We start from the raw sequence: 12,716 nt of genomic DNA, 5'->3' as shown, positions 1-12,716 counted from the left end.
TTTTTAAGTTGATTAAAATGAAACATTCATTCCAATAGCATACGTCCGCGGCATTGGGTATGACATATCGTACCCTTGCTCATCTACATAATCACCTCCATTTTCAGGATCTGCTCCTAACCAATTTGTAAAAGTAAATAAGTTTTTTGCACTGACATATACACGTAATCCGGAAATATGTATTTTGCTCAATAATGCTTTGTCAAACTCATACGCTAAAGCAATATCCTTTACTCTCAAAAAATTACGACTTGAATACCAACTGGTCTTCAATGGATTGCTGTAGTTTAAAGAAGGTCTTTCATTTGATTTATTTTCTTTTGTCCACCAGCCTACATCGATTGAACCGAAACTTCTTCCCGGTGCAAGAGGATTAATCAAGTTAAATTTCGCATCCCAGTCTAACATTGAAACTAATGAGATCGATAAAGAGAAGTTTTTATATTCAAAATTATTTCCCAAATAAAGTTGGTACTTAGGAGTACCTCCGGAAGCAACTACTGTCCTGTCTTGTGAATCAATTATACCGTTGTTATCAAGATCTTTTACTCTTACAAATCCGGGTTGTGATCCTGCCGGGATATCTGTATCACCCTCCTGATAAATACCATCATATACATAATCATAATACGAATTTATTGGTTTTCCTATGAACCAATTATTATCAATGTCATCGTCTTCTTTTCCGTCATTATTCAAATCCTGACCATACAAATGGACTATCTTATTACGGTTATAGGTAAACGAGAAATCACTTCGCCACTTAAAATCAGAAGATTTAATATTGACAGAATGTAGTGCTATTTCGACACCCCGATTATTTGTTTGACCAATATTAGAAAAAATGGAAGTGTACCCATTCATCACTGGAATAGACCTTTTAACCAACAGATTTTTTGTATCACTGTTGTAAAACTCCAATGTACCACCAAACCGGTTGTTGAACAACTCAAAATCAATTGCATAATTTTGCGATGTAGTGTTTTCCCATTTTAAGTTCTCATTACCTAATGTGGATGTAACAATCCCTATACTGGTAGCTCCTCCATCACCGAATACATACTTTTTCATATCGGATAAGCTAAGTGATTGATAAGGAGAAATAGCTTGATTCCCTACTGAACCATAAGAAACTCTCAACTTAAGCATATCAATAAATTGAAATTTCTTCATAAAAGATTCTTCAGACAAAATCCAGGCTAAAGAACCTGAAGGAAACGTTGCATATTTATTATTCTTAGCAAAGACAGAACTACCATCCCGTCTCGCTGTCAAAGTAAGTAAATAACGATTTTTCAATCGGTAATTAACACGTCCCATATAAGATACCCCTTCTGTAACATAAGCATCAGAAGTATTTGTTAATGTGGAACCAAATTGAAGAGCATTATATCCCAACCCCTCCACTTCTAACCGTTCAGCGTTCGCTTTTGTAGATTCAAAATCTAAATGATTACGGCTATAAAGGAAAGTAAAATCCAAGAAATGGTCATCATTGATTGCTTTCTTATATGTCAAGATATTCTCCAATTCCCACATAAACATACGTTGATTAAATTTACTGGCACTTGTCATATTATTATCCCGATACTGATCTTGTCTGACATAATTATAATCATGTTCCCAACGAACGTTTGGTGAATAATTAATTTTATAGCTTAACCCTTCTATGAAAGGGATATCAATGTCTAAATATATATTACTGAACAAGTTTTCTTTTATTTCTTCATTTTTAGTCAACATCGCATTATATAAAGGGTTAGTACCCGCTTGTTCTTCTAATACTGAATATTGAGTGGGTTCACCATCTGGATGATAGAAAGTTGAAAAAGGGCTTGCTCGATAAGCATCACTCACGTTTGCTTCCTTTCCTGATAAATCTCTGTTGGAATATGTGGCATCCAATCCGAGAGAAAGCCAATTCGTAATCTTGCTTCCCACATTTGCCCGAAAAGTACTACGACTCTGATTATCATTATATATCAATCCTTTATCCTTATTGAATGAACCTGATAAATAATAGGAAACATATTTTGCATTGGCTGAAATACTTACATCAACTGCATTTGTTCTGGCGTCCTGCGAAATCACATCCCATGCATTACTAGAAGCTCCCCTATTATAGACTTCTGCTTCTGAAACAGTTAAATAATCTGCTATATTCTCAGGATTAGCTTCCATGCCCTGCTGTTCTCTCCAATCCAATTTCCGTTGAATATAGCGTTCAGGGGTAAGAAGTTTGAGTTGATTAGCAGGATTTGAAAACGACGTAAAAAAATTAACTCTGATAATAGGTTTCTCTGTAGTTCCTTTTTTTGTTTGAATCAGAATTACTCCGTTTGCAGCTTTCGAACCATATACGGTTGCCGAACTTGCATCTTTTAATATGTCTATGCTCTCTATGTCTTGTGGATTTATATCCGACAACGTTCCTGAGAAAATACTACCATCCAAGACTATCAATGGAGAGTTACCTCCGCTTAATGAGTTTTGCCCTCTGATCAGTAAGCTTCCATCCTGTCCAGGACGACCATCTCCAATAAACAAAATACCTGGGACACTACTTAGAGATTGGGCAACATTCGTATTGGGCAAATCTTTACCCACTTCCGATAATTTAACACTGGAAATAGAACCAGAAACAAACCGTTTTGATTGTGTTCCGTAACCGACAGCGACAACCTCATCTAAACCTATTGCGTCTTCTTCTAATCGGACATCAATAACATTTTTCCCCTTAACTGGTAATTTCTGGCTTTTCATTCCCACATAAGAAAAAACTAAGATTGCATTTGACGGTACATCTGTAAGAGTATAATTTCCATCAATATCAGTAAGAGTTCCTATTGAAGTTCCATCTATTATGACATTGGCTCCAATAATAGTTTCTCCTTGTACATCTGTTACGTGTCCGGTTATATTTTTTAAATCATCATTCTGTACATTTACTGTAACTTGTTTATCCTGGGCATGTAGGCAGGCACAGCCTATGAGCATGAACAATAATATCCAATTGATTTTCATAAAACTAAAATGTCTTTTCATATTTATTGATTTAAATGATTATTGAAGTCTATAAATTATAACCGTACACCTAATTCTATAAGCTTGCTGTATACAGTGTCGCGTTCTTTCTTTTCGAACTTATGGAACGGTTCCGCCATATAATCGCTGCAAACTCCCATCAGGTTTAAAGCCGTCTTCACTCCTTTTATATAGCTGGAAGCATATTTCCCGATATTATATAAGGAAAGACTTATCTTCAACACCTGTTGTTGTAATTCTGCTAATTTCTCAAAATCTTTATTCGCCGCAGCATTATAAAGAGCCACATATAATTCAGGGAAGAGATTTGCACCTCCGTTCACCCCACCATGACCTCCCATCAAAACAACTTCAGCCGTCATTTCCTCCGGGCCGCATAATAATGTAAACTCAGGATTGTTCCTGAATAAATAGATCAGTTTCTGAAAATAGACACCATTAGCAGAACTATCTTTCAATCCTATAATATTCGGGTTCTCAGATAAAGCCAGGACCGTTTCTGGTTCAATCATAACCTTGACATGAGAAGGCATATTATAAAGGAATAGCGGTAAAGGCAATCGATTCGCCAGATCGTTATAATACTGAATCAGTTCAGCCTGTCCGGGAGCAAAATAATAGGGGGGAGCTGCAACCAAAGCATCAGCTCCATGATGAGCTGCACTTGTTGCTAAAGATAAAGATTCAGAAAAACTCGTATCTGTAATTCCGACTAAAACTGGAATACGTTTCGCCACAATACGACAGGTTTCCTTTATCAATTCTTTTCTCACAGTGTAACTGATATTCTGGGCTTCACCGCTTGTTCCCAAAATGAATACACCTGACACACCTCCCTTTATCATACGATTCAGGAGATTTTCCAATCCAATGATATCTAATGTATCATTATCGATCATCGGAGTAATAACTGGAGGAATAATACCTCTTAATGGTTTAGTAAACATAGATGATTATTTATATAATGGTCCAAAATTTTCACATGCACGATAATCTGCACCTTCCGGATCAGAGCCGAATGCATTCCAGGCAGAAGGACGGAAAATTTTATCCTCCTCTACATTATGCATACATACAGGTATAGATAATATAGAAGCCAAAGAAATCAGATCCGCACCTATATGTCCGTAACTGATAGCCCCATGATTTGCTCCCCAATAGTTCATTACAGAATATACATTTTTGAAATGCCCTTCTCCTGTCACTCTAGGCACAAAGAATGTGGATGGCCAGGTCTTATCTGTCCGTTTATTAATAATATCAAAAACATGATCCGGAAATGTAGCAGTCCACCCTTCTGCAATCTGCAATACCGGACCTAAACCTTTCACCAGATTCAGACGACACATAGTCACCGGCATTCCCGAACGGGTAAGGAAGTTTGAAGAATATCCGTTACCACGAAAATACTCGAGAGAAGCCGGATACCATGTTGTTGCTTGCAACATCTTATCGACTTCTTTATCTGTTATTTTCCAATACGGCTTCATTACAGGCAAACCATTTTCATCTTCTTGTTGCCCGGTTCCATCCAGTGTCGTCGAACCAGAGTTGATTAAATGAATAGCTCCGTCAGCTAAAAGACCGTCAGGTTTCCAACCACTCACACGCTCTATTGCTTCCGGACTCCAATACGTTCTAACATCAGAAAATATCTGCGCACGATTTGTCAATAAATAACCGAACAACATGGATATACCGTTCAAATGATCATCTTCCGTAGCAAATGGTATAGGAGCTCTTTTTCCGTTCCAATCGAATGATGAGTTTAAAATAGCTTCAGAAAAATCACCGTTAGGTAAAAAGTCAGTCCACTGCCGTTGTCCCTGGAATCCCCCGACAATAGCATTATGTCCCATGGCCTCCTCCTCATATCCCATATCCCATAGTTTGGAATTTCCAAACATCAGGTCACGCATTATAATCGTCATCTTAACTACAAACTCCCAGTCCGAATCTTTTTGTTTACGCGTTTTTCGAATGGATTCCGGATTATAATCCTCTCCTTCCCGGGGCATACAATTTTTCTTTGTCCACTCCAATGCTTTCTCATATTCATCTTTATCATAAATATTCAATTGAATACGCCTTAGCAGTTCCGAACAATCGACATACTCCGTACGCATTCCCAAATATTCCTGCAAGAAATCCGGATTCACAATAGAGCCGGCAATCCCCATAGAAACAGAACCTATAGCCAAATACGATTTACCACGCATCATAGCAACAGCCAGGCCTACTTTTGCAAAACGCAATAACTTTTCTTTTACATCTGATGGAATTTCTGTATCCGTTACCTCCTGAACATCCTTACCATAAATACCAAAAGCAGGTAAACCTTTCTGATTATGAGCAGCCAGAGCAGCAGCCAGGTAAACAGCTCCCGGACGTTCTGTCGCATTAAATCCCCAAATAGCTTTCGGGATCAAAGGATTCATATCGATCGTTTCAGAACCATAGCACCAACAAGGTGTGACGGATAAAGAAAGTCCTACCCTCTCTCTCTCAAATTTTTCTGCACAATTGGCCGCTTCTTTCACTCCACCGATACAAGTATCGGCAATAACACATTCCACTGGGGAACCATCAGGATAGCACAATGTTTCACTATAAAGTTCTGCGACTCGAATAGCCAGACCCATTGTCATTTCTTCCAACGACTCACGAATACCACGACGCCGTCCATCAATTATTGGACGAATACCGATTTTAGGATAACAACTTTTCATGATATATAAATTTAGTACATAATTAAACGATTAACTCAACAGGGTATAATATTCTTTTCCAATTCATCAGTCATTCGAACACAAATTAAACGATTAACTCAACAGATTAAAAAAATATTTTTCCATCTGTTTGCAAACATAGATAAGTTAATCGATTAATCAAACGCATTTATACATGTTATCAAACATATTTTAAAACATTATTGCATAAAAACGATTATAATAGCCCTTCTTCCAATGTTTTCATACAAAAAAGCCCCAATGCTTTTGCCTGGGGCTAGTTTATAAAACTATTGAAGAGCTTTCGCCTGATTACTTCAGTATAATTACTTTAATCGACAGCCCATTGCTTCATCTCATACATATCTAAATATTCTTCCCATTCAGGATCTATTTCCGTATAAATGGAAATTGGGAGTAATTCAAATGAGGACAATGCTTCATTCAATCGTTCGCCAAAGACACGAACAGTACGAGTATAATAAATCCAAACTTTCTCTCCCGCTCCGGTATATACGGCAGTCAGGATAGACAGTTTATCTTTTTCCATAGCTTTCTTCAATGCCTCCTGAACGTTTTCCATCTGTTCGGCTAGTGCATCACCAGGCATTCCTTTTTCATCTCCTTCATATTTCCAGGTGATCTCGACACGCTCTTTAAACTTTCCGGATTGGATAAACTCGCCTAGTTCATCACGACCATATATTGTTACCAAATTTCCTGATTCATCTTCCGACAAAGCTGTAAACCATTCATTGCTTAATCTCATATATATATTTTTTTACTGTTTACTAATTTATTAATCCAGACCAACATTAAATTTAATGTAAGTAAACGCCGACCCCAAACGAATATACATTCCATAGGTTCCATACGGACCGTAAATCTTATCTATTGACTTTAATAACGTTATAGTCAATTTTCCATCTGTTAGTTTTATATCAAAAGCATCTTTGTCACTATCTAAATAATCATTAAACACACATTCAGCTGTTTTAGGTAATGCATATTCAATGCTTTCCCCTGTTTGATCAATACTACCTATGAGTGTTTCATAATCAGGAAGTTCTGGAGCTTCCTGGAATGTTAATGCATATTTTACAGTTGCACCTGTCGTAATATCATCATTAATTATCGGAGAAATTACATAAACCTTATAATAGCCTGTCCCAACAAGAATAGCAACATTACCCGACGGGAAATTACGAAAAACATTTTCATCGTATATTTGATACAAATGTCCCGGAACAACAGCAACTTCTTGAGCAAGCTTATTTAATTGCAATTGAAGATTAGCCCCGAGTCCAGATGCTTCTCCCATACCCACCATGTAACATGAATGAGTTTTAAAATTATTGGAATTATTGATATAAACATCTGATGTTCCTAAAAGTGTTTTTCCATTTTTCTCGTTTAACATATTAAGTGTAATGGTATCCTCAGGGTCTTTAATATCATCATCACCACAACTGACCAAGCTGACAAAACAAAGGAATAAGGATAACACTCCCAATAAATGTCTAATATTCATACTCTTTTTGATTTAATGAGTTCTAATTTAAAAATCACATGATTTAATCTTATTTTTTCTCTTCTTCCACAACTGCCAACTGTTAAAGAGATTCTGCCACAACACATAAGAACCGGGACCTACCGAAGAAACAGGATCCAGATAAGTATATGCCATCCAGATAGCCAGAACGGTGTTTTTCTGTCCCAACGCTTGCCCTGCACTGATACGATCTTTATAGATCGTTCCGATCCTCTTGCCCAGATAAAACTGCATGGCACAAGTAACAAAACCTGCTAAAGCAATCAACACCTGTACACTTCCCGGTATACTACTGGTCATCAACGACTTCACCGTTTGTCCTGTTACGATAGTCAAAGCTGCTCCCCACAAATAAAAAGCCAAATCATGAAAGCCCAACAAAAAATGATGTATCTTAGGAAGAAGATACCGGAAAAATAAGGCTAGAAAAAATGGGAAAAGCAACAAAGGAAAAACTTTACTTAATATTTTAAGGAAAGCAGTAAAGAATGTAATATCTGCATGCGGTTCAACCAACGGAAAAATCAGAGGAACAGCCACTGCAGCCAATATGTTGGATAATAATGTATAGGTAGTCAGGCTGGATGCACTTCCACCAAGTTTACCCGTAATGACTGCTGCCGCCGTTGCCGTGGGACAGATAAGACACACCATGGCAGCTTCAAACACTTCCCGGCAAGAACCGCCCATCGGAATGAATATTAGTAAAGCAGCCAAAGCCGAAGCTGATACGATCTGGAAAAGCAATAACCAACCGTGCCAAGGAGATGGCACCAATTCCCGCCAATCCACTTTACAGAAAGTGAGCAGCAACTGGGTAAAGATCAGAAGAGGAGTTATGTAAGCAACAAAAGTATTTACAAACGGTTTCGTCGGCTCCAGAAATGTGAAGTTAGCAAATATAAAATAACCTAACACACCGGTAAGCATTGCAATAGGCAATGTCCAGTTTTTCAAAAAGTTAAACATGAGACCCATTCTATTTTATTCCGTTACAAACTTACAAAACATCTGTTACTTTCACAGGTATTTATCTTATAAAAAATTAGCCGGATAAAGATTATCCAGCTAATTTCAATTATTTATATGGCATATCTTTTATTTTCTGAACGGTGCCTTCACCACCTGGGCTTTCAGGTTACGGTTGCGCACTTTCACGAAGATTTCCGTGCCGGCTTTAGCATATTCCGGCTTCACGTATCCCATACCGATACCTTTTTTCAATACAGGAGACATTGTTCCGGAGGTAACCACACCGATCACCTGATCTTCCGCATCGACGATCTCGTAACCATGACGGGGAATACCTTTGTCTATCAGTTCGAATGCACATAACTTACGTGTTACGCCCTCTTTCTTCTGACGTTCCAGTTCTGCACGGTTGGTAAATTCTTTTCCTTCAGCGAACTTAGTGATCCAACCCAAACCGGCTTCAATCGGAGAAGTCGTATCATCCAGATCGTTACCATACAGGCAGAAGCCCATTTCCAGACGAAGCGTATCGCGTGCCCCCAAACCAACAGGCTTGATACCTTCCGGCTTACCTGCTTCAAAGATGGCATTCCAGATCGTCATAGCGTCATCCAGATAGAAATAGAGTTCGAAACCTCCTGCACCGGTATAACCTGTGTTAGAGATAATTACATTCTTGCATCCGGCAAATTCACCTGTTACAAATGAATAATAAGGAATAGAAGACAGATCGACCGGAGTAAGACGTTGCAACACTTCAGTCGCTTTCGGTCCCTGGATAGCCAGCTGAGCTGTACGGTCGGAAGAGTTTTCAAGCTCTGCTCCCACTGTGTTATGGCTTACGCACCAATCCCAGTCTTTCGCAATATTTCCGGCATTTACAACCAGCAGATACTTTTCCGGTTCGTAATGATAAACCAGCAGGTCGTCCACAATACCGCCCTTATCATTCGGGAAGCAAGTGTATTGTGCCTTACCCAAAGGTAAAACAGAGGCATCATTAGATGTGATACTCTGGATAAAAGCCAGTGCGTTCGGGCCTTTCACCCAGAACTCACCCATGTGAGATACATCGAACACACCTACACCGTCAACAACGGTCATGTGTTCGTCAATGATGCCGGTATATTCGATTGGCATGTTATAGCCGGCAAATTCGTGCATTTTTGCTCCCAATGCGATATGCACATCGGTAAACGGAGTTGTTTTCATGTTATTATTCGTTTAAGATTTTTGAGCTAACAGCTCGGTTATTTTTATTATGGTTTGCATACTTTTTTCCAGTGAGCCCACCGGAAGGAACTCATAACGTCCATGGAAGTTCAGCCCTCCCGCAAAGATATTCGGGCAAGGCAATCCCATGAACGACAAACGGGCTCCGTCCGTACCGCCACGAATCGGCTTAACCAGGGGCTTAACACCGACAGCTTCCATCGCTTCGAACGCCAGGTCTACAATATATTTCTTCGGTTCTACCACCTCACGCATATTATAATATTGATCGCGTAGTTCGAGGGTCGTGCTGCCCGGATGAATTTCATTCATACGTTTTACCAGCAGGCGCAACTGTTCTTTCTTTTCTTCGAACAGCGTGCGGACATGGTCGCGAATTATATAAGACAACGAAGCCTCTTCAACCGTGCCGGACATATTGGTCAGATGGTAGAAGCCTTCATAACCGGCTGTATGTTCCGGACGCTGCGATGCAGGCAGCCAGGAAGCAAACTCGATAGCCAGTAGCGAAGCATTCAGCATCTTATTCTTTGCATAACCCGGATGCACGTTCAGTCCCTTGAAAGTCACCTTTGCCCCGGCCGCATTGAAGTTTTCGTATTCCAGTTCGCCGATCTGTCCGCCGTCGATGGTATAAGCCCATTCGCAACCGAACTTCTCCACGTCGAAATGATCGGCACCTTGTCCGATTTCTTCATCAGGAGTAAAACCGATACGAATCTTTCCATGTTCGATTTCCGGATGGTCTTTCAGATACTGAACTGCCGAAACGATAGCCGCTACGCCACCTTTATCGTCGGCACCCAGCAAGGTCTTACCGTTAGTCACGATAATATCCTGACCTTTATAGTCGTTCAGTTCAGGGAACATCTGGGGGGAAAGTACAACATTCTCTTCTGCGCACAACACGATATCGCCACCTTTATAAGTTACGATACGCGGTGTTACATCCTTTCCGGACATATCCGGACTGGTATCCAGATGCGCAATAAAACCGATAGTCGGTACTTTCTTTGTTGTATTAGCAGGAAGAGTAGCCATCAGATAGCAATTATCATCCAGTGTAATATCTTCCAGGCCAATTGCTTCCAGTTCCTTTACCAATTCAAGGGCAAGCACCCGCTGTCCGGGAGTACTGGGCGTTGTGCCCGTCTCTTCGTCCGACTGTGTGTCGAACGTAACGTACTTCAAAAATCGTTCTGTCAGATTCATAAGGCTGTGTTTTTTTAGAAACAGCTTGACCCGTCATAGCAATGCGTACAAACACATTCCTTAGGCAAGCCGATCGATTGAATTAAATCTTCTACGGTGTTAAATTTGAGCGTGGTGATATTTAACTGTTCACGGATACGCTCAACAAGGTTATTATATTGTTCAGTACCAGTTGCCGCATACTTATCCAGATCCTTTGCATCATCACCCTCTATTTCTTTAACAATCCGGCGGGCAATAAGTTCGAGATGAGATTTGGAAGCAGAGAATCCGACAAACGGGCATGAATGCAGGATAGGAGGACATCCGATACGCATGTGTACCTCTTTTGCTCCATATCCGTACAATATATTTACATTATCGCGAAGCTGTGTTCCACGTACAATCGAGTCGTCACAGAAGATAACCCGCTTTCCACGCAACAGTTCACGATTTGGGATCAGTTTCATTTTAGCAACCAGATCACGAACAGCCTGGTTAGCCGGAGTAAAGCTACGAGGCCATGTCGGTGTATATTTCACAATGGCGCGGCGGTAAGGGATTCCTTTTCCTTCAGCATACCCCAAAGCCATACCGATACCCGAATCAGGAATACCGGATACGAAATCGGCTTCCACTTCATCCTTCTTTGCCATCGAAACACCGCTGGCATAACGTGAAGCGTCTACATTTACCCCTTCATATTCAGATACCGGATATCCATAGTAAACCCACAGGAAAGAACAAACCTGCATCTTTTTATTCGGTTTACGCAGTTGTGTCATCTTATCAGCTGTAAGATGTACGATTTCACCCGGTCCTACATTATATTCTATTTCATATCCCAGATTCGGGAAACTACAAGGTTCGCTGGTGGCTGCATAAGCTCCCTCCTTCTTCCCGACCAGAATCGGTGTACGTCCCCATTTATCGCGGGCTGCAATAATACCGTCTTCGGTAAGGATCAGCATCGAACAAGAGCCTTTTACCTTTTCGAATACCAGTTCTATTCCTTCCACGAAAGTTCTTCCTTCAGATATAAGTAATGAGATCAATTCTGTTTGATTGGTCTGTCCGGAACTTAATTCGGAGAAATGACAACCTTTATCCAGTAGTTCTTTCTCCAACTCATCCATATTATTCACTTTGGCAACCGTTACTACGGCATATTTACCAAGGTGAGAATTAATAAAGATAGGTTGAGGATCCGTGTCACTGATGATACCGATACCGGAGTTTCCCTGAAACTTGTCCAGTTCACTTTCAAAACGTGTACGGAAATAAGAATTTTCGAGATTATGGATAGAACGCTTAAATACGCCATTATGGAGAGTTGCCATACCGCCTCTGCGGGTTCCTAAGTGAGAGTTGTAATCTGTGCCATAGAATAAATCGGTAGCACAAGCCGAGTTAGAAATAGTGCCGAAAAAACCACCCATTGTTCTTACTATTTTTGATTTTTGAATTAGGACGCAAAGTTACAAGAATATTTATACATATGCCAGAGTAGATCATAATCTATCAAAAAATATAACCGGCTAACGTCTTTTTGCGAGCAAATGGAGTCATATACTTAAAACTGTTTCATTAGGAAGAAACAAGTGTTTCATCATAGTGAAACAACCCGCTTATGCTAAAGAAACAATTTCTTCCTCATAAGGAAATACCGAATCACACCTTAGGGAAGAGCCGCTTGCAAGACAACATAAGCCCCGGAGAAACATGTAAACATTTTTTAACCACATCGAAAATAAAAGGTTTCCAGCCATTTAGAAACAAATATCACTCCATGCAAACGAAAACGCTTGCATTGTAAAAAATAATATCTACTTTTGCACCCGGGTAAGTCCTACACGGCATGCTCCCTCGGAATCCCCCAGGGCTTGACCGCAGCAAGGGTACTTGGTTGTAGCGGCGCGATGTAGTAAGCTTACCCACCTGCCTCTTTAGCTCAGTTGGCCAGAGCACGTGATTTGTAATCTCGGGGTCGTTGG

9 protein-coding genes are annotated in these 12,716 nt (G+C 40.0%); all 9 read right to left on the bottom strand.

The genetic code is table 11. The features are described 5' to 3' along the window. Positions 1 to 12 precede the first annotated feature (12 nt). Positions 13 to 3,045, bottom strand: a complete 3,033-nt coding sequence (locus QZ076_RS13620) for a TonB-dependent receptor (RefSeq protein WP_293713841.1) — start codon at positions 3,043 to 3,045, stop codon at positions 13 to 15. A gap of 35 nt (positions 3,046 to 3,080) precedes the next feature. After that, complete coding sequence (locus QZ076_RS13615; protein ID WP_293713839.1) at positions 3,081 to 3,992, bottom strand: dihydrodipicolinate synthase family protein; 912 nt, start codon at positions 3,990 to 3,992, stop codon at positions 3,081 to 3,083. A 6-nt stretch (positions 3,993 to 3,998) separates the two neighbouring features. Then, the gene (locus QZ076_RS13610; protein ID WP_293713837.1) at positions 3,999 to 5,774 is read right to left on the bottom strand and encodes an L-fucose isomerase; all 1,776 of its coding nucleotides are present in this window, start codon (positions 5,772 to 5,774) and stop codon (positions 3,999 to 4,001) included. 331 nt (positions 5,775 to 6,105) lie between these two features. Further along, positions 6,106 to 6,543, bottom strand: a complete 438-nt coding sequence (locus tag QZ076_RS13605; RefSeq protein ID WP_293713835.1) for a DUF695 domain-containing protein — start codon at positions 6,541 to 6,543, stop codon at positions 6,106 to 6,108. A gap of 30 nt (positions 6,544 to 6,573) precedes the next feature. Then, a complete protein-coding gene (locus QZ076_RS13600; protein WP_293713833.1) occupies positions 6,574 to 7,305 on the bottom strand; it encodes a DUF5036 family protein in 732 nt (243 codons plus the stop codon). Positions 7,306 to 7,332: 27 nt separating this feature from the next. Further along, positions 7,333 to 8,295, bottom strand: a complete 963-nt coding sequence (locus QZ076_RS13595; protein ID WP_293713831.1) for a transporter — start codon at positions 8,293 to 8,295, stop codon at positions 7,333 to 7,335. Between the two features lie 129 nt (positions 8,296 to 8,424). Beyond that, positions 8,425 to 9,510 (bottom strand): glycine cleavage system aminomethyltransferase GcvT, encoded by a 1,086-nt coding sequence (gene gcvT, locus QZ076_RS13590; protein WP_293713829.1) that lies wholly within the window; start codon positions 9,508 to 9,510, stop codon positions 8,425 to 8,427. A 12-nt stretch (positions 9,511 to 9,522) separates the two neighbouring features. Then, on the bottom strand, positions 9,523 to 10,743 hold the full coding sequence (pepT, locus tag QZ076_RS13585; protein ID WP_293713827.1) for a peptidase T: 1,221 nt from the start codon (positions 10,741 to 10,743) through the stop codon (positions 9,523 to 9,525). Between the two features lie 14 nt (positions 10,744 to 10,757). After that, positions 10,758 to 12,161: an amidophosphoribosyltransferase gene (locus QZ076_RS13580; RefSeq protein WP_293713825.1), complete on the bottom strand. Its 1,404-nt coding sequence runs from the start codon at positions 12,159 to 12,161 to the stop codon at positions 10,758 to 10,760. Between the last annotated feature and the right edge of the window lie 555 nt (positions 12,162 to 12,716).

This window comes from uncultured Parabacteroides sp., from assembly GCF_905196875.1.
GTDB lineage: Bacteria > Bacteroidota > Bacteroidia > Bacteroidales > Tannerellaceae > Parabacteroides.
Note: the sequence above shows the minus strand (reverse complement) of the source record. Positions and strands in the feature narration are given on the sequence as shown.

Bases quoted from the DNA above. Each gene is read 5' to 3' on its own strand.
- QZ076_RS13620 (WP_293713841.1), bottom strand. From the start codon at position 3,045: ATGAAAAGACATTTTAGTTTTATGAAAATCAATTGGATATTATTGTTC.
- QZ076_RS13615 (WP_293713839.1), bottom strand. From the start codon at position 3,992: ATGTTTACTAAACCATTAAGAGGTATTATTCCTCCAGTTATTACTCCG.
- QZ076_RS13610 (WP_293713837.1), bottom strand. From the start codon at position 5,774: ATGAAAAGTTGTTATCCTAAAATCGGTATTCGTCCAATAATTGATGGA.
- QZ076_RS13605 (WP_293713835.1), bottom strand. From the start codon at position 6,543: ATGAGATTAAGCAATGAATGGTTTACAGCTTTGTCGGAAGATGAATCA.
- QZ076_RS13600 (WP_293713833.1), bottom strand. From the start codon at position 7,305: ATGAATATTAGACATTTATTGGGAGTGTTATCCTTATTCCTTTGTTTT.
- QZ076_RS13595 (WP_293713831.1), bottom strand. From the start codon at position 8,295: ATGTTTAACTTTTTGAAAAACTGGACATTGCCTATTGCAATGCTTACC.
- gcvT (WP_293713829.1), bottom strand. From the start codon at position 9,510: ATGAAAACAACTCCGTTTACCGATGTGCATATCGCATTGGGAGCAAAA.
- pepT (WP_293713827.1), bottom strand. From the start codon at position 10,743: ATGAATCTGACAGAACGATTTTTGAAGTACGTTACGTTCGACACACAG.
- QZ076_RS13580 (WP_293713825.1), bottom strand. From the start codon at position 12,161: ATGGGTGGTTTTTTCGGCACTATTTCTAACTCGGCTTGTGCTACCGAT.